Origin of the sequence: Segatella copri, from assembly GCF_026015295.1 — a bacterium.
Taxonomy (GTDB): Bacteria; Bacteroidota; Bacteroidia; order Bacteroidales; family Bacteroidaceae; genus Prevotella; species Prevotella copri_C.
In genome coordinates this window covers 1,079,146-1,105,737 of record NZ_JAPDUW010000001.1, presented here as the reverse complement: position 1 = coordinate 1,105,737, position 26,592 = coordinate 1,079,146, and the positions used below count along the sequence as shown (strand labels likewise).

At 41.8% G+C, this 26,592-nt stretch carries 18 protein-coding genes; 3 read left to right on the top strand and 15 right to left on the bottom strand.

The annotated features are described in order from the left end of the window. Nucleotides 1–7: 7 nt before the first annotated feature. The 3 genes from ONT18_RS04570 to ONT18_RS04560 are packed head-to-tail and all read right to left on the bottom strand — an operon-like array spanning nt 8 to nt 2,674. Nucleotides 8–1,645 (bottom strand): hypothetical protein, encoded by a 1,638-nt coding sequence (locus ONT18_RS04570; RefSeq protein WP_264904345.1) that lies wholly within the window; start codon nt 1,643–1,645, stop codon nt 8–10. 35 nt (nt 1,646–1,680) lie between these two features. Continuing rightward, on the bottom strand, nt 1,681–1,890 hold the full coding sequence (locus tag ONT18_RS04565) for a hypothetical protein (RefSeq protein ID WP_264904344.1): 210 nt from the start codon (nt 1,888–1,890) through the stop codon (nt 1,681–1,683). 31 nt (nt 1,891–1,921) lie between these two features. Continuing rightward, nucleotides 1,922–2,674: a DUF4099 domain-containing protein gene (locus ONT18_RS04560; RefSeq protein WP_218486598.1), complete on the bottom strand. Its 753-nt coding sequence runs from the start codon at nt 2,672–2,674 to the stop codon at nt 1,922–1,924. 271 nt (nt 2,675–2,945) lie between these two features. Between ONT18_RS04560 and ONT18_RS04555 the strand changes: the two genes are divergently transcribed. Then, the gene (locus tag ONT18_RS04555; protein WP_264904343.1) at nt 2,946–3,557 is read left to right on the top strand and encodes a M23 family metallopeptidase; all 612 of its coding nucleotides are present in this window, start codon (nt 2,946–2,948) and stop codon (nt 3,555–3,557) included. Between the two features lie 13 nt (nt 3,558–3,570). On the opposite strand, the gene ONT18_RS04550 is transcribed toward ONT18_RS04555, so the two are convergent. From ONT18_RS04550 to pglX, 10 genes are all read right to left on the bottom strand, one after another. Continuing rightward, nucleotides 3,571–3,969 carry a lipocalin family protein gene (locus ONT18_RS04550; RefSeq protein ID WP_264904342.1) on the bottom strand — a complete coding sequence of 133 codons (399 nt, stop codon included), beginning with the start codon at nt 3,967–3,969 and terminating at the stop codon, nt 3,571–3,573. 21 nt (nt 3,970–3,990) lie between these two features. Beyond that, nucleotides 3,991–4,674, bottom strand: a complete 684-nt coding sequence (locus ONT18_RS04545) for a DUF4468 domain-containing protein (protein ID WP_264904341.1) — start codon at nt 4,672–4,674, stop codon at nt 3,991–3,993. Nucleotides 4,675–4,705: 31 nt separating this feature from the next. Further along, nucleotides 4,706–5,281, bottom strand: coding sequence for a hypothetical protein (locus ONT18_RS04540; RefSeq protein ID WP_264904340.1), 576 nt, complete (start codon nt 5,279–5,281; stop codon nt 4,706–4,708). A 45-nt stretch (nt 5,282–5,326) separates the two neighbouring features. Next, on the bottom strand, nt 5,327–5,575 hold the full coding sequence (locus tag ONT18_RS04535) for a hypothetical protein (protein WP_217745562.1): 249 nt from the start codon (nt 5,573–5,575) through the stop codon (nt 5,327–5,329). A gap of 147 nt (nt 5,576–5,722) precedes the next feature. Next, nucleotides 5,723–7,051, bottom strand: coding sequence for an McrC family protein (locus ONT18_RS04530; RefSeq protein WP_264904339.1), 1,329 nt, complete (start codon nt 7,049–7,051; stop codon nt 5,723–5,725). After that, nucleotides 7,041–9,032: an AAA family ATPase gene (locus tag ONT18_RS04525; RefSeq protein ID WP_264904338.1), complete on the bottom strand. Its 1,992-nt coding sequence runs from the start codon at nt 9,030–9,032 to the stop codon at nt 7,041–7,043. Before ONT18_RS04525 ends, ONT18_RS04530 begins: the two co-directional genes overlap by 11 nt. A 121-nt stretch (nt 9,033–9,153) precedes the next feature. Next, the gene (gene brxL, locus ONT18_RS04520; RefSeq protein ID WP_118139870.1) at nt 9,154–11,232 is read right to left on the bottom strand and encodes a BREX system Lon protease-like protein BrxL; all 2,079 of its coding nucleotides are present in this window, start codon (nt 11,230–11,232) and stop codon (nt 9,154–9,156) included. A 12-nt stretch (nt 11,233–11,244) separates the two neighbouring features. Further along, entirely contained in the window at nt 11,245–13,785 is a 2,541-nt protein-coding gene (gene pglZ, locus ONT18_RS04515) for a BREX-1 system phosphatase PglZ type A (protein ID WP_264904335.1), read from the bottom strand. 4 nt (nt 13,786–13,789) lie between these two features. Beyond that, a complete protein-coding gene (locus tag ONT18_RS04510; RefSeq protein WP_264904333.1) occupies nt 13,790–16,624 on the bottom strand; it encodes an SIR2 family protein in 2,835 nt (944 codons plus the stop codon). A gap of 14 nt (nt 16,625–16,638) precedes the next feature. Next, nucleotides 16,639–18,804: a BREX-1 system adenine-specific DNA-methyltransferase PglX gene (gene pglX / locus ONT18_RS04505; protein ID WP_264904331.1), complete on the bottom strand. Its 2,166-nt coding sequence runs from the start codon at nt 18,802–18,804 to the stop codon at nt 16,639–16,641. A gap of 172 nt (nt 18,805–18,976) precedes the next feature. Between pglX and ONT18_RS04500 the strand changes: the two genes are divergently transcribed. Both ONT18_RS04500 and ONT18_RS04495 read left to right on the top strand, forming a co-directional pair. After that, a complete protein-coding gene (locus ONT18_RS04500) occupies nt 18,977–20,002 on the top strand; it encodes an IS110 family transposase (RefSeq protein WP_118063236.1) in 1,026 nt (341 codons plus the stop codon). A gap of 287 nt (nt 20,003–20,289) precedes the next feature. After that, nucleotides 20,290–21,315, top strand: a complete 1,026-nt coding sequence (locus ONT18_RS04495; RefSeq protein ID WP_181993552.1) for an IS110 family transposase — start codon at nt 20,290–20,292, stop codon at nt 21,313–21,315. A 243-nt stretch (nt 21,316–21,558) separates the two neighbouring features. Here the strand turns inward: ONT18_RS04495 and ONT18_RS04490 are convergent, their stop codons facing one another. Then, the gene (locus ONT18_RS04490) at nt 21,559–22,947 is read right to left on the bottom strand and encodes a BREX-1 system adenine-specific DNA-methyltransferase PglX (protein ID WP_264904327.1); all 1,389 of its coding nucleotides are present in this window, start codon (nt 22,945–22,947) and stop codon (nt 21,559–21,561) included. Between the two features lie 23 nt (nt 22,948–22,970). Then, the gene (gene brxC / locus ONT18_RS04485; protein ID WP_264904325.1) at nt 22,971–26,591 is read right to left on the bottom strand and encodes a BREX system P-loop protein BrxC; all 3,621 of its coding nucleotides are present in this window, start codon (nt 26,589–26,591) and stop codon (nt 22,971–22,973) included. Nucleotide 26,592 lies beyond the last annotated feature (1 nt).

Genomic DNA, 26,592 nt, shown 5'->3' with positions numbered 1-26,592 from the left:
TTGTTGTTTATCTGCCATGACCTAAGCCTACACCGTGTTCTCCTGCATTGAGTCCTGCATCGAAGGCTCGTGAAGCAAGGTCTTGCGGTGAATCCACGCTGCCCTTAAAATATACATGTGGCCCATGGGCATGGTCATGATGGTGTTCTACGAATACTGCCGGTGCTGGACGGTCTCTGCCCAGTTCACTCATCACGGCAAGTCCTGCAAGGAGTGCTCCTCCAATCTGAGCCCCGATATTTTTGCCTTCTCCAGGGATGGTTTTCATATCCACCTCCTTGAAGATGTGGGAGAAGAGTTTCATGCGGTGGTAGTCATCGATAGCCATGAACTTGTCATACTGCTTTTGGGTAATCTCATGGCTGATGCTCTCTCCGTTGATGACGGCTGTCATGCGAAACTTGGCGTTGCCTTTCTCATCCTTCTGGATTTCTCCCTGCTCATTACGTACTGGCTCAACCTTGATGTCATCAACCTGAACCTCTCTGCCATGCTTGCCTTCACGGAACCATCCCTTGCTTTCGTTCTGCTCATACAGGCTATTGCCATCTACATGGGCAACACTGCGGTCTTCTGGCTCAATAGTAATCTGGTCGCCATTAGATGGGAGTGACTGGTCAATCACCATCTGTTGGCGGTTGTTGAGTTCTGCCTCAATCTCTGGTCTGAGCTTCAAGCTGATCTGCTCTTTGGAATTGAGCATATCCATCGTCAGTTTGTCCTGAAAATCGTTTCTGATGGCATTGTTGATGATGTCGATGCGGTTTTGGACTGGTACCTGCTTGATGGAATTGTTGGTCAACTTCTTCACCTCATCCTCTGTGAGGTCATAGACAAAGTCCTGCTTGGCAGCAGTGGACTGAATGGTCAGGGTCTTGTTGGCTGCATCTACGATAATGCCATGAGACGAAAGACACTCCTGCCATTTGTCATTGCAGAAATAGACCTTGGAGGTGATGAGTTCTTTGTATGGCTTGGCAGGTTCCTGGGGACGTGAACGAACCACTACAGGGGTAATGACTGATTGCAGGTCTGCCAACACATCCTGCGAAGGTTGCTGTACCATGTTTTGCTGACCACCTTTATAATAGAAGCCATAACCGCCATTTTGCAACTCGCCCGGCTTCATTCTGCCGTCAGGACGTTCTGGTACGATTGGAGCACCCTGCATGAACATGGCTCCTCCAACTCTGCGCATGTGGAATCCTTCCTGGCATCGTGGAGTCCAACCAAGGAATCTTCCGTGATATGGATCCATCATCATGTGGGCATGTCGTTTGTTCCAGGGAAGTCTGCCGTATTCGCCAACGCCTATGCGGTAGCCGTGGAGTCCCATGGCAACACGGCCATTGGCATTTCTGGCATGAACGAAGTCACGAGGCATGTAGAAATCATTCTTCACGAGTTCTGCCACGGTGTTGTAGGCTTGCTTGTTGGCTGAGTTTGCTCCCCAGTCAACCAAGGCTCTGTGCTGTTGTGTGGTGATGGCGTAGGTCAGCAGAGGGGAATCGTGACCTTGAACGGCCAATTGATAACCTTCTCCTTGTCTGATGATATGTGCTTGCATACCATTCTTTCTGAGAATCTCCTGAAGCTCTGGTGCCAGGTCTCTGCCTACTGGTAATGCATTTGATCTGATTGACATATTCTAATGCTGTTTATTGATTCTGTACTGTGTGATTATTCGCCAGCTTCAATCTGCTCGCCCTTCCAATCGACAAAATCCTCTGCCGATTCCTCATTGACAATGAGATCCTTCTCTTTGCAGAAGGCAGTGTATTCCTCCTGCCATTCAGGGGAGTGGTGGTTGATGTAGTCAAGCCAGCCATATTCTCCGCTCTGGACTTTCTCCACGAGCACGTCTTCTGGATAGTACTTTACATTTGCCATGAAATCTTGTTTTATGGGTTAATACTTTGGGTTATCGCTGCATCATGCGCATACCCAGTTTCTTCTGTTCGTTCCACATCTCTTCGGTATAGTTCTCTTCTGGGATGTAGTCGAGATTGCCATCTTCATCCATAGTCCAACAGCCGAAGATGCCAAAGTTGAACTTATCCCAGTCACGCTTGGCTTCTCTCTTCCAGACAAGTTCGTTGCCTGCTGCGAAACGGATGCCGGTGTTGGAGTTGAGGTCGATACCGATGGATTGTTCCTCGTCATCCTCTACGATGGTAAGGATGTCACCATTCTGCAACTTCTGCATCTCTGCGCCAGTAAGGTGGTAGCGGTCTGCTACATACTGGATGTTTCTGCCGATGACTGGGGTTGGAACACTGAGCACCTGCTTGCTTTCTGGATCAAGCTGGAAGAAACACTTACTGCCGAGTTCCTTGCCAACCTCGTTGCTCTCCAAATGGCCAACGATAGGCTTTCCTGCAACAAGGTTCTTCTCCTGCTGCTCGTTGAAGAGTTTCAAGTCTAACTCATCGAGCTGTGGATAGAAGAGTACATCAACGCCACCTTCGGCTGTTCTTACCAGGCTGAATCTGGTTCGTGCTTTGACTTCCTCACCATCATCGGCTGTGATATGAACTGGCAGGACTGGCGACTTGCGGCCATTGTAGATGTTCTGGAGGACATCGGTGGGTAAGTCGTCAATCATTGTCTGGGTGAGTCCGAAACGTTCAAGGATGCCATAAGGCATCTCGTTCTCATCGAAATTGTAATTCATTTGCTTCTGTTTTATTTGTTTTTTATTTGGTGGCTGACCTATGACAGGTCTTATTCAGACTGCGCTTAAAGCCAAACCGTCAACAAAGTTACATTGTAGATATAGAAGAAGTTAAACATGTACGTTAGTATCATCAAAGTTTTATAGATAGTTATGAAAGTAGTATGATTATTCTTCAATTATCATACTATAAACATAAATAAAGTTAGATATAATAGGGAAGAGGTAACTTCTTTCGTGTTGTTTTGCTGAGTCTGATTACCTTTGCAACATGAAAGCAATAAAGACACTCATATTGATACTGACAATGATGCTTACAAAGACTCCTTCACATGCCCAATTCAATACGATTGGGTATGTGAAGAAGCATAGTATATCTAAAAAGAAGAGTCCACAAGAAACAACTCATGTTGCTTCTGTGGACTCTGTGATGAAGGCTGATTCTCTGCCTCCGGATTCTTCCCAAGATGTTCTTCCTTATCTTCGGGCTTCGTTTCCGTTGAAAAGCATTCAGATCAATTCAAGGTTTGGAATGCGTAATCACCCGGTGAAGCACAAGACTATCATGCACAATGGCGTGGATCTGGCAGCTCATTACGAGAAAGTGTTTTCCATGTTTCCAGGGGAAGTGACTGGCGTTGGCCATGACAATCGCTCAGGCAAGTATGTCACAGTCAGAACTGCTGCCTATACCATCAGCTATTGCCATCTTTCTGCTTTCTGGGTTTCAAAGGGGATGTTCGTCAATGCAGGAGAGGTGCTTGGGGTATCTGGAAGTTCCGGAATGTCAACTGGCCCTCATCTGCACCTGACAACAAAAAAGGATGGCAAGGTGTTTGACCCTGTCATCCTTCTGAAGTATGTTCAAAGCATTACAATGTAGTGCTTGATTAGCATCATTGCTTCTTGCATTTTACCCAAATAGCTTCGTCACCTATAGACATTTTCATCTCTGAAACTGTAGATGTCGCAGTAATGATGGTATAAGAAGCAAATAGTTCACCCTCAACATATGTGTTTAGTGTGTTTCCTTTCAAAGACCATATTCCACGACCAGTTCCGAAATATCCTGAGCCGTAATAAGAACCGTCAGCATTGAATGTGGCGTAAGTCTTTCTGAAAGGCCAATCAACATAAGTGCCAGACTCAGATGTCTTTACTGCAGTCATCTCCCAGGTTCCTACAATCATAGACTTATCATAGTCTCCATTGTCTGAATCGTCATCACTGCTGCATGATATGAATGCAAAAGATGCTACCACGAGGGTAAGAAGGAAAAATAAATACTTTTTCATAATGTTCTTGTTATTTTGAATTTACCAATTGTCGTTTTCATTACCAGATAAGCCATTCTTGATGCACTCCTCAATCTTGTCCATTACAACATTAGAGTAGGCATGAGCCATGACAAGTGCTTTGCAGGAAGTCTTCTTGTGAGAGTCCTTCTTGGCAAAAGGATAACATTTATCCAGTGGCCAATTCTGATCAGAACGGGTAGGGATAGTGCCTCCCATTGCACCCATCCAACCGCCACCAACGGCAACATTGACAGAATAGAATGGTACAGTGTAGGTAACACGAACCTTATTGTCCTTTATATCACATTTGATAACAGGGCGTAAATTAACGTTGTAAGCGTTAGTACCACCTGCATGTTGTGCAATACTCTCTACAAAACCCTGTGCGATGATGGTTCCCAATTCCTTGTCATTCAATTTGATGACGGAGTTCGCATCATTGAAAGTTGCGGTGAACCAATAGTTAAGCAACACATAAAGCTGATCTTTGGTCTTGCCTTCAGCAGGGATTACCTGAGTATAGGTGATGGCATTATTCTTATCCAATGTCAACTGGGTACCGAGATTGGTTGCTGCATCAACCCATTTCTCTCCATACTTTTCTTTTGCGTACTTTTCCAACTCTTCTGCTCGCAGAATTTGAGCATCTACCGCACTGCATACAAATAATGCAACAAGTGTAACTAAAATAAACTTTTTCATCTTCTATATTGTTTTGATAGACATTATTCTTTTAAAAATCAAATCCAAGTTTGACGCTAACTGACTCTTTGTCATATGTCGCAGGTTTGCGAGTATAACTCATATCATATCTGCCATTGAAACGTTCAAATGTTTCAAATTCAAGTTTCTCAGCAGCATATCCTACAGATAAGCTAAGTCCCTGTTTGCTATTCAGAGCATATCTTACACCCAATGAAGCCACCACGTATAGACCACCATTATTGGTAACAAACGTTCCTCCTTTGATGTCAAAGAAAGGCGAAATCTTGCCTTTCGTGAAATTGCTGCGGAAGTTTGCGAAAACCGGAATATCTACTTTACTGTCTCTTACATCAAGTGGTATTTCCATATCACCTGTTTTGTAAGATGACATAAAATGCAAGCCTGTACCAGCACCAAGGAATATATAAGGATTCACTTGATAGCCATGTGTTGTGTTGACCTCAAAACGACCAAAGTCATAGTCACCAATACCAACAGAATAACCTGCTTCAACATGGCCTTTATAGCCAGATTGCATACTTTGCGCATTGCTATTGATGGCGAAAGCTATAGTAGCAGCTAAAAGAATTGCTATTTTCTTCATAACCTTATAATATAATAATGTGGAATATCCATTTTCAGAAGGTAACTACCAACCGCAATTATCGTCATAGCACTCATCATTCTCGATGCCTTCATACTCATCACGATCACAATAACTACTATCATGATAGTCTTCATAAGAACAATCATGGTCGCAGCAGCAATCGTCATAACCATCTTCATAGCCACGAGCATAGTTTTCATGGTCTGAGGTTGTATTATTACCAGCGTTGCGATGCGCTTTCTTTTGGCTGTTTGAAACGCCGCTTGAAAATAAAAAATCGAATAGTCCCATACCTTTTCCTATTTAATGTTTAATTTCTGATGCAAAGGTATGAAAGTCTTGTGCAGTCTATCTGCACTATAAAAAGATAGTGCATATTACTGGATAAAAAAGCAGAAAGAACTGTTTCTTCCTGCTTAAATTAGCTGTTTTGACCTATTATAATTGCCTTAATGTATCTACAAAGTATGCTTCTTTTGCTTTCATCTTTTCACAGAAGTCTGCATAAGATGTGGACGTATGACAAATCTCAATACCTAATATATATAGTGATGCAGATGAGTCCTTTAATCGTGATTTTGGAATTTTCTGCTGTCTTTCAGTCAAAGGAGCTATAAAAACTCCTTTCGAGGCCTGTAAGTTAGTGATGTATGTGATTAACTGATGAAGGTCATTACGATTAACTTTTGAAACTTTTTCATAACTTTCAAGCTTCTTGTATTTTGCATCGAGAACAATATCATCTTTATAGAAATCTGGATAACGGATTCCACTATGATCTTCAAACAAATAGATGCCACCTTTATGTTTCTTGTTTTCTGGATGCTTGAAGCCCTCTTTTTGTAGAATGGTATTCAGATACTCTTCCCAAAGCCAGGCTCCATCAAACAGAATACCGCAAATCTCCTCATCTGTTTCTCCGTACTTTACTTCTTCCATTCTAAGAATTTGTAAGCATAGGCATTGCAGTGGCTGGTATTCCGTATAGTAAGGATGACTCTTATGTCTAAGGTTCTTACCAATAATTGCACCACGCTCATTTTTGTTATATGAAGGAGTTAGTGAAATTATAGATATTACATTGTCTATAGTTTCCTGGTCTAAACCTAATACGGATTGACCATATCTCTTTGACTTCATAAACTCAATTGTATGACGGATTAACTCTGTCATGTCATTGTCATAGGAATATTCACGAGTGGAGTATGCCACATTTCCTGCAAACGGAATGTTTTGGGCAATATGGCGCCCCCAGTCAATAGTACCTTTTAATTTTGCATCGTTATGTTTGAAGTTCTGATACTCTCTGTATATGCCCTGACGCATTGCGTTCCTTAGCAAGTGAGGGAACATAAACATGATAAAGTCAAATACATCCTCTTTTTCGTTGTTGTGATTAAGGTCAAAGAGATTGAATGAAAAGACCTTTTGAAGCATGTAATGTAAGAGATAGTCGTCGCGTCCTTCGTCAAAGCGGGATTTGATTTTTATCTGCAGGTTTCCAACACCGATAAACCCCATCACATTTCCTGTGGTAATACGTACCTTTTCAGAGTCACTTGTATTTAGAATGGTCATAACTGAAGCTTCACCGACTTTGTCGTCTGAATCCTCTATACTAAAGGGAAATACTAGCAGATTCTCATTTTCATGACATAATTGAGCTATTGTCTTGTCGGCAATAGGGAATAAAGCTGAGACATCTTTGCGAAGAAATGTCCCAGCTTTCACCTGTCCAATATTATTGTCTGTTAAGTTAATTCTCATCGACTAATTCATTATCATTAATATTTGAGTTGCTTTCTTTGGTATCGAAGTAAGCATTTCTCAACTTTTCCATAATTTCGTCTGATTTGCGGAAACCACGTATATATTCTCTAAGCAATGGTTCGATATTCATATTCCACAGCTTTTCAAAGTTTCCACCATTATCACCCAACTTTAAGAAGTATGATGGTCCAACCTGGTAGGCAGGTCCAAGCCCTTCAATCTTGGATATCTCATTATTCAATCTTACCATAACATTCTTTGCCTTAGTGGCACATTCGAGTTTGTCGAGCATAGATTGTGTATCTTCTGGCTTTATTTCCTTCCAAGTGAATCTGCGACGCATAGCAAAGTCCATGCTCTCGATACTACGGTCTATATCATTCATTGTACCAAGAATGAATACGTTTTCAGGAATATAAAATCCTTCTGCAAATACATCTGTTTCAGGGACAAGGTTCTGATATTGAGTCTTTACTCGAATATCTTTCTTGCCTCTATAACCAGGGTCAATGGCATAGAATAGTTCACCAAATATTTTTGAAGCCTCTCCACGATTGATTTCATCAATGATAAAGACAAATGGCTTACGCTCAATTTTGTTTGCTGATATAACTTGCGTCTTATATTTCATTTCACGAATAGCTTTCGTAATAATGAATGCATAAGAATCAGGTTGTGTACCAAATTTTCTGTTAAAATAGGTACGGATATCACGCACTATATTTAGTGGAACATCATTGGTCAGCAACTCTATTATTTCGTCAGCGTTTATAGGAATAAGTGGCGTTTTAGGGTTACTATCATTATGAGCTATAATGTTTCTCCCTTTGATTTCATCTATCGTAAACTCACTTCCATTTGATAATTTAAATTTTGTATCGTTATCTATAGAGTCATCAATAAATTGCTGTAACTTATTCTCCCAAGATAATTCTTTAGACAGATTTTCAATACTCTTTGCAGAATCAATCAAGTTCTTGATAGCTTTTTTGCAAAACTCTTTAAAAATTCCATCTTTACGCTCAAATCCCATCTGTCCTTCTGACATCATGATAGGTCGGAGTCCTTCTACAAAATCTGTATAGTCATAAGAAGGATGAAACTGCACAAAGCACATTTCGTTTTTACCACATCCCATTTCTTTTGCTATGGCCTGTGCCATAAAGGTCTTACCTGTACCAGGAGCACCTGTCAGAACTAAGTTCTTGCTTTCTTTAAGCAAGTCAATATATTTTTGATACATCATGGCGTTGCTTGTTTTTGCTTCAACAAGTTCATTTTCAATAACTTCATAGTCAGTGTCTGTGATTTTTAATAAAGCACTATTATAATACCATAAAACCGTTTGGGCAGTAAGTGGCATACTTTGAATATATCCATTATCTGCTAACTCGTCATTGATTGATGAAATCAAATCTTCCTCTTCCTTTATTTCAGGAATAACATATTGTTCCAATAATTCGTAAAAATGAACAAGCTTGTGCCCAGCCTTTCGAGGCTTGATCTCTAAAAGCTTACATAAATTCTTATATACGTCATTTTTATAAAAAGTATATTTCTGAGGATTGTAGAATGCCAAGAAACAGCTGATAAGTCGTTCATCACACATTGCACTCGTGTGAGTAGTGAACTTTGCCTTAATCTTATTATCCCATAATGTTTTGCAACTATCAGTGAATTTTTCTATTCTTTCCTGTAGAAGGATGCTTTCATCAAACAGTACTCTAAAGAGTTTTCGATACTCTTCTGGTTCATATTTCGCAAAATTTCTAATTGCGGTAATTTGTGAACTGAAGCAGAGATTGCTTAGATCAAGAGAGTTAATCTCGTTGGAAAAATCTACAGCATTAGGGTCTGGATGTCCATTTTGTTTGGACACCAATTCCCATTTATATAATTCTTCTAAGTTAGAATCGCCATTTAGTCCATATTGGATTTGGTGATTCTTGAATAATGTAACTATATCTTTTAAACTCATATTTGTTCTTTCTGATTAAAATTAAATTTCCTCCAGAGAACTCTACCTTATCAGTTCTATAAATTACAATTAGGGCAGCCTTTTGGTATTCATTGAATACCGTGGCTGCTCTGATATTGTGTTACGCATGTTTAGTCTTCATGAATGTCGCAGTAAACTCCTTACACTTGCGCATATCCTGTTTTGATGATGCAATAGAGTAGGGACTATACTTTTCAAACATGTCAAGACCACGTCCAAGTGTAATTGTCCATCCTGTATCTGTTTTGATACATCTGTCATGGAAGTCTCTGAACTTGTATGTAAACTCAATGCCATAAGAAGCAAGGTCGTCCTTGATGTCATCAAGCTTGTCAATCAAGTCTGGAATCTTGTCTTCCTCTTCATTAGTGAAAAGGTTCAGTTTCAAGTCATCCACAGGACGTGTATTGATAAGCATCAGAGCAAACTCCATGAAGTTCTTGATTTGCCATGAAGCACGTATATATGGATCTTCAACGGTTATTTCCTTTGCTTCTCTCATATAAGGTGCAAATAACTTCTCATAACTTACGCCTGTTTGTCCCATTCTGAATGACATACTCTTTTCTTGTAGAATAGGAATGCGTGGACGTTTGGTCGGGTGCTGATTCGAACCGCCCTCTGCATTAGTAACTTCTGTAGAAGCCTCGTTATTTTCTGTGGAAGTTTCAGCTTCTTCTGTATTATCTTCAGTCGTAGTATGTTCTACTACCTGATTGCTTACTTGTTCCAATGTCTCTATGCTCACTTCGAAACCAGTTTTCAAGTTGATGTACTTGAACTTTGCAGGCTCTGCCATGAAAGTTTCGTCAATCACATAGAGCTGATCCTTCACACGTTTACGACCTTCTGCAGCAAAGTCAACCAACTCATAGGCCTCTTGGTCTGTCATCTTACCATCAGGATAGATGAGTTTCATCATGCCTGAGAAAGTCTTGCGGATAGCAAGATGGTCACGTTCTGAGAGTGAACCGTCAAACTTTGCATAGTCATTCAGTACTGCTGTTCTGTCATCATTGCGCATTTCGTGAAGTACGGCAGCAATGTAGTCGGTAATAAGACCATATCCCTTGGAGAAACTGTTCTTCTTCAACATCTTGATTTCCCAACCTGGATTATAGAGATGGATACGGTCGAGGAACGCACCCTTGATGAATGATGTAGGAATGCTCTCAAACAGATGGCTGTTCTTCAGCATGTATGGAACAGTATGCTTGGTATTACCGACAAAAGACATGGATGCACTCGCCTCATGGGTTCCCTTACCACGGTTGAACGACTTGTTGGCAAGATAGTTCTGCATCGTGTCGATGAGCACAGCATCCACATTACGGCCTTTCTGCTGCTCAAACTCGTCCCATGCCACTACATCCCAATAGCCTACCAATCCGAGAATCTCCTTGTTGCCCTGGATTTTCACGAAAAGTCGGGCTGAGGTTACGTCACCACCGCTGACAAGTACGCCATAAGGAGACAGTTCCTGGAATACATGAGACTTACCTGTTCCCTTTGGACCCAATTCCATGAAATTGAAGTTGTTCTCAACATGAGGGAGAAGACGAGCCAAAGTGATGAACTTCTCACGGCGGTTCATTGCCTCAGGGTTCAGACCCACTGTGTGCATCAGAAAGTCAATCCACTCCTCTGTAGTGAAGTTTTTACGTTGGTCGATATATTCCTGCAGGTCGATATTTGAAATCTGGATAGGCTTCAATGTCTGAATTTCCCATCTCACCTTGACGCTTTCACCACTGATATAACCGATGGTTACGATGCACCAAACTCCATTGCCACTCAGCAATTTTGGGTTCTTACGCACGTAGTCTGTACCAATTGGTACTCCTGTCAATCCCAGGTTGGCAAATGTAGCCTGGTACTCATCGTTTTTCTCGTTGAGTACAACGGTCACTTTATCGATGATGCGATGTCTGCCATTCTCACGTATGATTCCTTTTACCGATTCAGCTTCAGCACGGTGAACATAGTTGTTCTGGATCACTTGCTTCACCTTTTCCAAACCTTCGTTGATGATTTCTTCATCATCACTGGCGCAATACTGCCCCAGCAGGTATTCCAACACGTATGTAGGAACAGGCAGGCCTCCCTTCACGAGGAAAGCCAAATCCTTTCTTACCACTTTGCCTATGAAGGCATTCATTACTTTCTGTTGTAAATCCATATGCAGTATTCCTTAAAAATCTTGTTCTATCATTGTATTGTTCTTCACTGTCTCACGTACAAGTGGGTTCAGTTTGTCATCCACATCGTAGATTCTAAGCTGTAACATACTTGCATTGACAGATTTATTCAGATTGAGTGTCACTTCAAACACACGATTGTTCAAGTTCGTTGCATCAGTGCTGTTCAGTGTCACTTCCTTTTCCTGGGTTACAGGATCGTCACCATTATAAATACAGCAAACCACCTTGCGTTCCATCACGGTCATGCTTACAGCTTCCGACTGTATCATCTGGAACTTCAGGCGGCTACTCACCATATTCAGGTTGTGGCTCATCAGAGCTACGCCCACCTTTTCTGTCTTGTTTGTTTTCTTACGCACGCTCTTAATAATAGGAATAATCATTTCCTGAAGCGATGCGCCACCATGAGCAAAGTTGTAGCCACCCGGTGCAGCCAGGCGGTTGGTTCCGATAGGAACTGCAACCTGTAAAGGAGTGGTACTCTTGATGGAAGATACCTTGTCAAGTGGGAATTTTACTATTTCCTCAAAAGTATCGTTGCTATCTGTGAGATAGTATCTTGTCTTTTTCTCTATAGCAGAGTCTGTAATGCTATGTTTGTCCTTATCTTCAAACTTCATGTCATTATAGAGGAAACCATGATCTGCTGTAAGAAGTACATTTGTTACATTCCATGTTGCATGCAGACGTTTTACCAGTACAGTCAGTTGCTCAATGGCTTTTCTGCAAGCACTGATTACCTCGAACGGACTTTGTGAATGACCGGCTTCATCTATTGTATCATAGAATATATACACCAATGAACGTTTGAAGAGTTCACGCATGGATTGTGCGTCGCTATTCATCACGTCTTCATAGCGTGTACAGATGGCTCCTTCCCGATATTTTCCCAAATGTGCAGTCCTCTGTTCTGTAGTCGTCAGCAATGTTCCATCCACCATCATGTCTGTGCCATTCAACTCCAGCAAGTGATGAGGGAGGAGGGCAGGCTTGCAATACTTGGTTTCCGTAGGGAGCATTGCCTGGTATGCATCTATTGTTGCAATATGCTTCTCTTTGGCCAATTCCTGCATCAGTTCCTTTGCTACCTCATATCTAAGCGCATCACATACGATGACAACCTGCTTAACACTGGTATCTGACTCGTTCTTGTAGAAATCCTCTTGACGCTTTAATCCGGTTTCAGTAAACCAGGCACCCTTTTCCCCGACGCATGTCAGCCATTCGAGGTTTAGTACATTAGTAATCTTGGCATATTCCAAATCCAACTGACGCTTGGCATCACTTAATGTCTGTTCGATAGGATTCTCCTTTGTAATCAGCTCGTGGTAAGCTTCAAGTGTACGACGATAGTAGAGATCTACAAGATAGAACTCTTCTGTATATTTCTCTATATACTCCTTGGTGCTGTTGAGTTTCAGCGTTCCAAGACCTCTTACTTGAGCATAGTATAAAGCCGACTGCTCTATGAATCGGATTGCAATCTGAATGTCACTATCTACAGGAAGCTTCAAAGACAACTCACGCATGCGGTCATTTACCTGCTCTGGGTCTGCCATCAGCTTTTCTTCTACAATCTCTTTGAGTATTGGCCAGCAGAGCGACTCTGTAAGATAGTAGTAGTTGGCATCAATACCATAGATATTGATGATTTCCTCTTCCTTAATGTCTGTTGCCAAAATACTCATTGCCTGGGCAAACTTCTCTGATAGTTGGCGGTCGTGTGTACCCAGCTCATAGATTTTGTTCACCTGGTCAAGCACTACAGAATTGCTGATCTTGTACTGCTTATAGGTGTCTCCAGGTACTGCGTCTAAAAGCTGAGTGATGCTATTGTACTTCAAACTCTCAGCCACGTTTTTCATCTTGATGGCAGCGTTAAAGTTAGGTGTCAAACCGAAGAGCTTATCCAACTTTTCCGATAAAGCCTTTGAAGCATCAAAATTCTTGCTGAGCTTATACCAGAAATCAGTACGCTTCTTCTCTTCTGCTATTCCATCCAGAATAATCATCTTGATAATGAGCTGTTCCCATTCCTGCAGTTTCTTATCGCCAAGATAATTGGAAATGAAGGCACGGCAAACCATATCCTCGCTGAACGATGTACTGTCGATATGTCCATTAAGGATGTTGCTTACCTTAGACGACATGATTTCGCCAATGTTCTTCTTCACGAAACTACGGAATTTTTCTGGAAGATTATACTGCTGCATGAAGCTGGCATAGTCCTCTTCCTTATATTCCATGTTGGCTTTCAGCATATCGAGTAGGGGAAAACTAAGCTGCTGTTCCTCTGTATGAGGATATACCTGTTCAGGGAAGAGCAGAACTACATGTTTGTCCTTCCAATCGTTCTCGATGGCATACTTGGCATTGAACCACGCACCATCAAACACCTTATATATATAATCGTCATTCCATAGCTTCATCTCATCCAGTTCGTTTTGGATGATGTTCATCTTGTCAAAGATGAAGAGCACATGAAGTTGTGGATTGCGCTCAAAATAATTGTATATTCTATCTTGTACCATAACTTTATAAATACTTCAATAATTGTAGTTTCTCGCCCTCTTGAACCAGTGGGTCACAAATATACTGTTTCAGTTTGTTCTTGTATACTTCCTTTTTAAACAACATTTGACGGTTGTCTTCATCAAAAGATAGAATCCAGGGGACTTCTACATTTTTCTCATTATCATACTCAAAGGGTGCTAAAAAGAATCTTATGCATTCCTTATCTAATAGTGTGGACTCATCTATATATTGATGAAGCTCCTGAAATATGTCTTTTTTTCGTAACTCAGCAAGAATATAGTATGTACTATAAGTAATTGCAGAGAATTTCATTAGCTCCAGTAATTCTCTAAATTTCCCTACAGAGTAGGTTTTAATGTTATTCTTGTTGATGAAATATATGTAGTCATACAAGTTGTTTATTTTTTCTAAAGAAAAATTTAAAACTTTTTCTTGTATCTCACCTTGTAAAATAGGGTATAAGTAGCTCATCTCTGTGCCAATATTTTCCTTGTTTGCAAAATGATTGGAGCTAAAGCTATCTATTATTTGATGCTCATCATATAGTTCTTTAGACAAAAAGATAATGCAATTTAGATACTGTTGGTAGCTATCTGTGAAATCAAGAAGCTTGATAATTAACTCCTTTTTTCTATGAACATTAGGGGCATAATTGCAAATAATTTGCATAAGAATGTCGCTTTCAAATTGTCTATTATAATACTGATTGTTCAAATATTTAACTACTACATCGTATATTTTTACAGAATCAATTCGTTCGTCTTTAGCTTTACTTATTATTAACAAAAGGTTGTTCAGCGGAGCGAAAAACAACTTTTCGTCAACAAACATATTTTCTGTTTTCTCTAATAAACCATCAAGACATGAAGTAATATAATTCACGCCTTTTTGACTAAATGACAACGTTTTTATATCATAGCCCTTTATAATTTCTCTTAACCTTTTATGATCTATGCTAAATATTAATGATTCCAGCATAAAAGCATCAAGTGCACATATACGGGTATTTTGCCCATACCCTCCAAACATAGATGAAGAAGGTGTGGCGAAACTATTCAATATGCCTAGAGCATTGTTTTCACTAAGTTGCTTAAAATATGCGTTATTGTCCCATATAATGAAATTTGCCCATGAGAACAAAGATTCCCTATAAAATTGAGACATCAGATTTGGAATGAAGCTATTTATAGAACCTCCACCATTCTCTGCATTTTTTCTTTGTTGATAAATTTCTTCTTTTAGATGTACTGTATGAAGAGTACGGTCTCCTATTGACCTATAAGAAATCATATCTTGAAGTATCATTTTAACCTCAGACTCTATAGGCAGTTTAGCTAATATAGTGTCAAGATTTGTGCTTGATGCCAACTCTATTTCCTTACCTTCATCATACTTATCATTATGCCATAATTGGTTACACACACAATAGCGAATTGCCCACATATTATGTCTGCAAATGAAATATAAGATGTATTTCTTTTTATTCCAGTATTCTGTAAGCAAATCACCATAAAATTTATAGGCGCTATAAGCATCACCAAGAGTATATAATATGTATGGTAGTTCTAAATCTTCTATAGTGTAAGTAATCCGTCTAACTCTTAATTTTTTAACAATCTGATTGACTTTTGCAGAATCAAATTGATGGATATAATCAAGAGTTGAGGCTTTGAATTCTTTTATATTCTCTATTAATTTTGCATCAAGAATGGTAAGCCCATCTATTTCAAATAGATAGTTATAATACGCTAATTTCATAAGAGTTCGCAAATTGATTGCGGGATTTTCTCTAAGAAATTTTCTTTTAGCTTCATTTGTTGCTAAATCCTTTGCAAGTTGCTTAAAATATTCAGTAAATGTTCGCAGACCAGAAGAATGAGCCTTCCTGTGTAATTTCATTTTCGGGAAAAAGTATTGAAGCCCATCCCCAAAAGAGCGCATTTCACTCATATATGGTACAATACGATTATAGAGATATAAAGCCAAATTATCTTGTGGTATGGCACTATAGTTTTTGATTGCATACAAAAGTTTGTCTGTATGCAATCCTATTCCGCTTAAATCTTTGCTTTGGTATTTTCCATCATTAAGCAAATCAACATCAGCTTCAGAAATATAAACTATATTAACACCTTTCTTTACAAAATAAAGTTTTGTCGCATAGCTTGGCTCATCACACGATAGCAGGTATGGTCTTTGCATTTTATCTGAAAGAATATTTTTAAGTTCATTAAGAATAAACTTAAGATTTAAATCTGCAAAAGAGAAACCTACAAATAATATCAATTTACTTGCAAACAAAGATTGTACAAACGCCCTTGTTAATGGAAAATTTTCCTTATAATTATAGTAATCATCTTCTGTGAGTACTATGTTATCTGTAACATAATCCCCATGCATCTTTACAAGAGTATTAGGATATGTCATTTGTGGTATGTCCTTATCCTCTCGTATTATATGATACTGTAAAAAATCCTTGGAAAGTTCTTGCTCTATCAAGTCGTCATAGTTTGTTGTAATTATATGACATGGATTCAGTGCTAATATACTTTTATGTAATGGATTTGGTACAGCTTTGTTATAAAGTAAAATATCTTTCACTTTATCCATATACTCCTTATGTCCGCGGGAATCTTTATAAATCTGAGCAATTTTAAGTGCGTCAGTTTCTTCCGAGAACTCATTTGGTAACTCAGCCTTCATTCTATTGGTCAGTTGATTCCATGAAGGAACGCTGGAGTTCATAGAAACTCCAGCACCAACAAAGATTACCAATCGATTTTCACGACTTGCTCTTTGGATATTTAATAAATTTGCAATTTGCTGATTGTCCATTACTAATTTTCTGTCTATTTAATTTTCTGTAATATATTACCGAACTTGGCGTAGTTGACAACAACACCGTCATCAAGGTCGAAGCTGATGGCTTGCTCGGCAACTACCTGTAGGCGCTCATGATACTCACGGCACTCGTCGAGTTGCTTCTGAAGGATCTGCAGCTGCTTGGTCTCCTTGGTGGAGAGTTCGGCACGGCGGGCATCGAGCTTGTCGATTTCAGCCTCCAGGTGTTCGATGTAAGGGAGGAGATACTTCGAGCGCACTCGTTCTGCGGTGTAGGCATTCATGCGATGCATGTAGGCAATGACCTGGAAGGCGCCCTTCTTGGATGAGAAAAGCCAGTAGATAGGGCGGTTCTGATACATCTTCTTGTGATCTTTCCAGAAGTCCTTTACGAAATATTGCTCCAGCGGCTTGCCCAGGCACCTCTCCACGTAGTTCAGGTTCTCCACATGCTCCTCGTTGCCCAAAGCCACACGGATGAAGTCGGCAAAGCGGGATGAGGCGTTGTCAGAGAAGCCACAGTCGTTTGGCATGAGCGGCATGATGCCGTCGTCGTCTATTTCCCACTGTTCACCCTTGTATTCGTAAGGGGCAATCTCCTCATCGGTTGGGTTAGGGTGGGCGATGTGGAGTCCCGGCTTGTCGAGACGATAACGTCCGAGCATGCAGCCCACAGCATAGCTGATGAGCTGCTTGGTCATTGCATCCTCGTTCCAGGTAATACCATTATCTGTTACATCAATCTCTCCCTGCTGAAGGATAGTGATTTCCTTCAGTGGAACGTTAGGAGTCAACTCATCTTGCAGGCCATAGATGTCGATGAACTGGCGGTTGAGCTCTTCCTCGTTCTTATGTAGCTGCATAAACTTGCGCTCCCACTTCGTCTTGTATTGCTCCATGCGCCATTCCAGACTGCCTAACTGTGGGGCAGCAGGGGAGATGCTGATATGTTCGCCCGTCTCCTCGAAATGCTTCTCCATCTTATAATCGATGTTCTCCATGTAGGTGGAGGTATCGATGGATAAGAGCTCGTTGCGTTGGAAATCCCAAGAGGTTTCGTGGGCGTCCCAGTCGGATTTGCTGATGGCGATGTTTTGGTGAGCCTTATATGTATGAATATTTTTGTCGTCTATAAATGGTAAAGATTTAATAGCACCTTCAGAAACACCTAGTCCAGGAGATAACATATTGATAAAACTCTTAACAACATACGAGTTAAAATATGCACAAAAGACATCAAGATTGTTCTCTGTATCTTTTAAAAAGAATTTCGAACCAGAACTTTCAAAAAGAAATCTTCTGTCTGAATATCTAAAAGAAGGTTTGTCACCTGCGGAAGTAGACCAAGTTATGCCATCTTTAAATGAATATTGTAATCCTTGTGGACGAGAACGTAATTTGCCATTTCCATCTTTGAAATTTTTCAATTCTTCTCCGTCATTTTCCCAATTCAATACATTAATTCCATTGCCATACCATTTTCTAAAGTTTCCACCTGTTTCTACAGGAAACCATTTGGCGTTTAATTTTAACTTAGATACCTCAAACCATGTTTTTATAAAATATGTATTGTCTCCTGTTTTTAGGCCTTGTTTTGCATCTCCAAATTTAGAAATTGGGGATTCTTTAAAAGTCTTCTGTACATTAGAATCTATCCAAAATCCAAATTGGCAACCATTAAAATTAGAAAATTCGTTTAACTTCTCTATGAAAATTCTGCAATCTTTATGAATAAACATATTGCATTTTATTTCACTTGTCGCCCCATTTTTCAAATGATAGAAAATAGTAGACTGCTTATTACTTTTAGAAGCAATGAAAGTTACAGACTGTACTACTTCCCCTTTTAGCTCTGGAAAGGTATTTGGACCAAGATATAATGCGCTTTCTAGATTGTATGAATCTGAACTAATAATATCAATACGGTAAGCTTTATATGTTGGTTTGAAAAACCATGCAGCCTGATTTATCATTCCAAATTTTCCATTTTCCTTAATTGCTTCAAAAGCAACCTCCATAAAAACTGCTCCAAGATCATTAGATGTATTTTGATAGTTTGCTTTAGCGTATGACAATAGTACTTCGTCCATATGTCCTGCTCCCATATAAGGCGGATTCATAACCAGCGCATGATACTTCTCCGTCAAAGCAAGAATCAGTTTGAATGTTGGCATTTGGGTACGCACTTCCTCTTTTACCTTTGCACCTGGAAACAAGTTTAAACGAATTGGTTAACGGGTGTTAAGGTGAACTGTATGTCACGCTAGAATATCACTATTTTTTGATTCAGTCCTTCGCCAAACCAAATGTTTTCTTGTTTCCATTTAATGCTAAAATGTCAATAATATGGATAAGGAACTTTACTTTGGCGTAGATGTCTCCAAGAAGACTCTCGACCTTGCTTATTATGATGGTGAAACCATCGACTGGAAGAATGCTCATATTAAGGTGAGCAATGATGATGCTGGGTTCAAAAAGATTGGCTCCTGGGTCGCAAAGGTAGGAAAAGACTTCGATACCTTTTTGTTCTGTATGGAATATACTGGACTCTATAACCAAAACTTCAGATTATGGCTGGAATCCAAAGAATATATCTATGGTATGGTGGAACCTCGCAAAATGCATCGCTTCGAGCCAGACTTGGATGATGACCAGCGCTCTCTAGACCGTATCAAGACTGATGAACTGGATGCTTTCAGAATAGCAATCTATTGTGAGCAGAACCACAAGAAGATTCTTCGCAATCCCTCCAAACTTCCTTCACCTGTCTATTTCAAGTTGAAGAGATTGCTGGCAGAGCGTAAGCAGAACACCAAGCAGTCAACTCTCTATAAGCAGCAGCTTCATGATATCTGCGCATACGATACAGACTTATCCGTTGAACGCAAGAAACTCCTGCTGAAGAACATGCAGGAAAACCAGAAAGCAATAGACAAAGAGATTGACAGCTACATGAATGAAGATACAAGCATCAGAAAGAATTACAATCTGCTGACCTCCATTCCTGGCATTGGTCGCATCATAGCGTTGGAAACCATTGTATTGACGGAAAATTTCACTGCAATCAGCAATCCTCGCAAATATGCCTGTTACATAGGAATAGCCCCTTTTAAAAAGGAATCTGGTACCTCAGTAAGAAAGAAAACGGGGGTTTCCAAGAAAGGCTTTTCTGAAGCCAAGGCAGACTTATCCATAGCTGTCCTTTCCGCCATAAGGAACAATCCTTCAATAAGAGACTATTGGATACGCAAGAGAAAGGAAAAATGCGGTGGCATCGTGCTCAATGCCGTCAAGTTCAAGCTGGTCCTTCGTATGTTTGCCGTGATAAAGCGTGGAACACCATATGTGGAGACAGATGCATATAAGAACTAAAATGCAGCAAAAGTGAACTATCGCACTTCTTAGAGCATAACTATTTCCCGACTAAGTCTTTTGTCTGCGTTTTTTTCACTACCTTTGCCGGAGCATCTGAAATGGAAGGAACTCCGGACGGGGGTAGTGAACTATTTTGTCTTAGACAAAGACCTTTCCCTGATCTAGTCTCCCCAGCCTGAAATGCCAGGTCAAGTGCCGTTTAGGGAATTAGCCGTGGAAGCTTTTAAAAGATGTGGCTTACCCTGACATAGAGAGCTCCTTCCTACAAAATGCGGTACAAAGGTATGAAAAATAAATCATTTATCGGCATCGACATCTCAAAAAATGTCATTGACGTATCAATTTTCTGTGAAGAAACCCCAATTAAGGACTTTTCTCACGATGTATTCAACAATTCCCGCAAGGGATTTGGCGAAATGTGCACATGGCTCAAGAAGAATCATGTGGTTCTCTCGAACAGTCTCTTCGGAATGGAGTTCACCGGCAGCTATTCCATGGAGCTGGAGAAGTTTCTTAATACCAGGAACTATCAGTTCTGCATGCTCTCCACCCATGTGGTAAAGCATTATCCCATGGGGCCCAAGGACAAGAGCGACAAGATTGACTCTGCCAAGATTGCAGACTTTCTCTATCGCTATAATGGTACTGAATGTGTCAAGCCTTATAATATGCCTGACAAGACCATGCAGAGACTCAAGGCACTGATGAATGAGCGTAAGTTCCTGGTGGAACAGCGTACATGCTTCATGAACAGAAGACAGCTATGCATCACAAAGGAAGATGCCCAGTTATATGATGGCTACATCAAAAAATTCAGCCGTGACATTGAGAACATCGAGTTGGAAGAACAGAAGTTGCTGGCTACAGACGATAGCCTCTTGTCTACTTACAAGAATCTTCTGACAATACCGGGAATAGGCTTCGTCAATGCCATAAATGTCATTGTCATTACCCGAAACTTTACCGCTTTTGAAACAGCAAGGCAATATGCCAGTTATGTTGGCGTGGCACCGCACTTCCGCACTTCAGGCACCAGTGTGAAATGGCGTCCCCGACCTTCAGCACGCTGTGATGGTCAGGCGAAAGCAGATCTATCCATGGCGGCCACAGTTGTTGTACAATATGATGCAGAGTTACAATCATTTTATAACCGTAAATTAGGAGGTAAGCAAGATTCAGACACAAAACGCAAGGCATTGAATGCCGTTAAGTTCAAACTTGTTCTCAGAATGTTCGCTATAGGTAAGCAGAACAGAAAATGGGAACCGTTGGATTCAAAGAGCAGCAATGAAAAACTTGCAATATCATAAGTCCGAAACAAGTGAACTATAGCAGTCTGTGCTACTGCCATTTAGAGTCTTGTAAAGACACAAACACGGATAACTAATTAGGAATCTAGCCACACGCTATTAAAAGAACGAGTTCCGTGTTGATTTGTAACAGAAAAATCATTTTTGACCATTTCTGCTACCGATATTTTAGTGCCTGTATGTTCCAAAATACCTCTTTTGTATTTATTAACACAAAAAGTTGCTCAAAAATTTGGCTATGTCTTAGGAATCTGGTACAATCTCCTGACTGCACCAGTAATCGGTAGTTTGCTTGATAAGCAATCGTGTGCTCTCGCTGATGTCGAACTTCATGATAGAGCCAAGCGAGTCTGCATTTTGCATCAGGTCGAAGCAAGCTGTAATCTCTTCCTTCTGCTGGTTGGTAGCCTCACCTTGAAAGTAGATATGAAGCATGTCTTGGATAGTGCCTTGCTTCTCTCTGTTCCATGGCTTAGGCATAGAGAGCACATTAGGCATACAATGCGCATCCGCAAAAGCTGCATCCTTTTGGCAGGCCTTCAACAAAAGGGCAAAAGTTGCCAACTGCTTGGCACGGGTGTCGAGGTCGATACCCGTGAGGTTGTGGCTGAAGATATTCTCCACAGCCTCTCCACGACCATAGCCTTCGGCAATATAAAGGTCATAGAGCAGGTCGAAACATTCGTTGAGAATATGACCGGAACCGCAGGCAAGGTCTGCTATCTTTAAGTCTTCTAATTCGTTGTACTTCAAGAGAGTATCATTGCTTGGCTTATCTGAAGGTTCAACCAAATACTGCCATTTCTTTTGCAGCTGCGTCTCGTATGGATTATTATCCAGATAGATTCTTCCCACGGTGTTCTGTACCATGTACTTCACAATCCAGTTAGGGGTGAAGATCTGGGTAGCTGCAGGAATCTCATCAGCCTCGAACTTGCCCTTCTTGGCAAACACCTCGTCCTTGCGCTCAGAGATATAGAACTGATAAAGCCATCCAATCAACTCTGGTGACTGGAAGTCTTCATCGGTGATAAATTCTGTATGGTTCAGCATATCCACAAAACCGCCTGCTGCCAGAATATTGTTTGGCAGAAGCAGTTCGGTGTAATCAGCAATACTGCCGAAACACTGGTTGATGATAGGGTTGTCGTGGCACCAGGCTGTGATGAGGATGGCAAACTGCTCTGTCACCTTGGTGTCATCATCGAGGAGTTCCACGAGTCGCTGGCGTAACTCTTCCTTCATCTGTGGGATGTGTCCCTGTCGGGCTTCATCCACGATGACGGGAGTGCGTGCTGTATCAGCATACGCCAGAACCGGACTGCAGAGATTGTTCTTCTGCAGGATTCGGATGGCGCAGAGACGGTTGAACCAGGTGTAGGCAGCTTCCTCATACACCTCGCTGATACCTTTCTGCTGAATACGGTTATAGAGGGACATCCACTGGTAGTAGAAGCCCTCTGTCTGAAACTGCTCATTCCAGAGAGAACCGCCCTGCATCAGCTGAGGCATGTTCTCTTCTGCCACATTGCCATTCTTGTCGAAGCCAAGCGTAGTAATCTTGGCAGCAATGCCGGCTTTCAATATATTTCGTGCTTCGGTAGCGAAGCGTTTGATTCTATTTGTGTCCATACTTTATCTTTTGAACATGGATTTTATTTGATAATCATTACACCATCCTGGTCAACAAGCAGCTTTTCGAGCTGCTGGCGCAGACCTTCCAGGTAGCGTTCTATATCCTCTGCATTTGTAATAGGCAACTTTGTCTTAGTCTGCAAAGATGCCTTGCGGATGCGCTTTTCTGGAGTTACTGGTCGTGTCGTGTTACCTCCTCCTTCAACAATAGGAGGCTGAGGAGGATTATAAGACATAATCTTATCCACCTGCTCCTGATAGAACGTATCTGTGTTGGCATTGTTCTGCAGTACCAGAATATTTGTTGGAGTGGTCTTGACACGAATAACGGTTTCACGGTCAGACAGTACACTCTCTGGAACATGCTGTTTCTCGGCAACCTGCTTAAGATAGTCGAACATATCATTATAGGCTGCTTTTATCTTCTCACGGAGTTCGTCACGTACACCATCCAATATGCCTGATAACTGGCGTTGCAGCTTGATGTAGCCACGAAGACCAGAAATTGGCCATGGGTCGTTCTTTAACTTGTTGAAGTCGGTGACTGCTCCCTGCATCTCAATCGGAACGAATGGGAAGTTATACTGGTTGTCGGTCTGGAATTGGATGAGCTGCTTGTATGTATCAAGCTGATCGTGGGTAAACTGCACCACTTCCTTGCACTTATCAATGAGCACCTTGGCTTCATCCTTGGCTGCGATGACGAGGTTGAAGAACTTCAGCGGGTCACGCTCGTTGAGCCATGATTCGAAAAGCTCAATTGCCTCACGGATAGGCTGGCAGAACTGGTAGCCTGCTATCTGCTGCTCAATATCCTTATAGCCCTTGATGAACTTGGCTAGACTGTGGACGCTCTCTATATCTCGGCAGGCACGGAAGAGCTGAGTGCTGTCTGTGGAGCTTGGAACGGCAGAAATACCGAAAATCTCTTTCCATGCGCTGGTGAAGTTCTGAATCACCTGTGGAGAGATGACCTTAGCCTGACGCAATGTGAACTTGTTTGACTCGCTGACAATGCGGTTGGCAACGGTTGATGTCTCTACGTTAGGATTGTTAGCGTATGAGTAGTCACGGTTATGACGTCGTACCAACTCATTGATAATATAGAGCGTGCAGATATTATCCCATCCGTATGGTGCCTTTGCAAACTTAGCAAGCACATCAGAGACGTTTACCTCAGCAAACTGCTTGTTGAGATAAATCTCCACTTCATGCTCTGCATCGGTAAGTACGGCATTCATTCCATCGTAGTCTCCTGGGTTGACATTTCGGAGAATGGCCTTCTTCAACTGCTCCGTGGTGCGAGGCATGCTTGGGTAATCTACCAGGTTCGCCTTGGTATAGATGCTGGACAGATGCTTGTCCATCGCCACACGATAGCGGTCGTTGCCACGCTTCTGTCCCAGTTCGGCTTCATCAATCACGCTGAGTCCGGAGATGATAGGGCAGGTGTCGAGAATCTTCTCAAACTCCTTTCTGATGATTCCGTCGTAAAGTTCGTTGGCACGTTTCTCAAACTCATCACGTGTCTTTTTGTTGTCCTCGCTTGTTACCGGAGTAGCCATGTAGCGGTTTGCCTGGCAATACCAGTAGAAGGCATTGTACAGACGCTTGTTGTCACGATACAGAGGACCCACATAGTAAACCATGCGGTTGACATTGCTGTTCTGCAAAGCCAACTGTTCGGCAGTTTCATAGTCTGCATCCATCACGAACTCTACCTGCACATCAGGATTGTTGCTGAGGAAGGTGCGCTGCTTGATGGTGAGACCCACGGAGAAACTGCGTGTCTTATACTGCTCCTTGTTGCGGAGTGCCGTAATATATCTGTTGAAGATTTCCTTCAGCTGCTCAGCCTGGGTGTTGTTGTCAACCACCTGACTCTGAATGAGCTGAGCCACCTTCATTTCTTCTTCACTATAGAAAGCGTAGGTTTCTGGTGCACCATTCTTGCCCTGCTCACGACGGATGATGTTGTTGTCGCAAAGGAATTCTATCACCTTTTCCACCTCGTTCTTGATGTTGAGGCGAGGAGTCTCCATATCGTTGATAAGGAGTGAGGTTACATTATCCAATGTGGCAGGGAAAACCAGCTGGTCGGTCTGCGAGATGTTACAGATCATGAAGAGCACATTGGCTACTCTCACGGCAAGACGGGTGCGCTCTGGGCGGTCGGTCTGGTAAGTGCGAGCCATGCGCAATGCATTATCCACAGCCTTCTGTCCACGGGCCTGCAATCCTTCTTCGAACATATTGTTATAGAGCTCGTCGAAAGAGATAAACTTGCCCAACTCTGCATCTGCATTCGTCTTGGCAGTAGAGTGAATCACCTTGATGATGCTTCGCTCGTTACCCTTTACCTCCTTGGCTACATAGCCGAGGTTGAGGAACGAGTTGAATACCTGCATAATCAGCTTGAACTGATAAGGCACGAAAGGGTAGTAGTCCACGAAATCGTCTTGTGATTCGTAGCTACTATAGGATGTAGGCAGCTTGAACTGAAGGTCGAAACCTGCCTTATATTTGTTGTAGAGTGCCGCAAGCTCTGGCTTCACTTCCTCTTTCTTGTCGAGAATACGCTTCTGGGTAATCACCTCTGGCTGTGTGCCTTTCAGGGAAACCTTTACCTCGAAGCGTCCCTTGATCTTGCCTTCCTTATCCTTCTCTTCTGCAATGTGGCAATCGTCCATAATCTCTGAAAGGTCTTGCTGGGCAGTACAAGCCACCCATACCTTGTTGTCGCAAGCCTCAGAGAGTTTGGTGATAATCTCCTGGAGGTTGAGATAGCGGTCACGTTCCTTGTTGATGAACTGGCTCACCTCATCGGCAAGGAGAATCAGACGGTAGTCATCGCCCTTGTCCTTCAGGTAGGAAGCCAGTTCCATACCGAAGCGGTCGATGCTCATATTGGTGTCACGCTTGATGATGCGCTCACGGATGCTATCTATAGAGAGGGTAGGGGCAAGCTCTTTGGCAATATCCAACACCCAATCCAGCTCGTTGTCAATCAGGTCGGCAGCCATACCTGGGTCGTTCCAGTCGCCACCTTCCTCGGCAATGCGCTCCTTGAAGGCTTCGAATACGCCCTTCTCGGCAAGAGGCTTTTCCAGGTTCTGTGCCAGGGTGATATTGAACTTGTTGAAGCCACGCTTGCCGTTGAACTCATTCCAGAATACGTGAAGGAAAGCCTTCTTCTTGTCTGTAGAGTTGTCGTAGCTGGTTTCCAGGTTGAAGATGCAGGTGTCGATGGTGGCACGCTTCAGCCAGTTGGCGATGGAGAGCAACTCATCGTAATCGAAACTGAGGTTGTGCTTCTCGTCGAGTGGGTCGATGGCTTTTACTGCATCGAGCAGACGTGAAACTGCATCCTCGCGGGTTGATGGAGTGATACAGTAGTCGAGGTATTTCAGGAAGTGAGACTTACCCGAACCATAGTAACCGTCAATCCAGATACCCACATGGTCGTATGGCTTGTTGTTCTTGATGGCATCGAGTATGCGGAAGAGACCATTGATAATCTCATCCGTAAACACGTATTCCTGTATTTCTATTCGTTCTGTCTCTGGGTCAAACTTGGTAGCACTGACGGCAGGATTGACAGCACGGTTGATTGGCTTGTTATATAAATCTTTCAGTTTCATA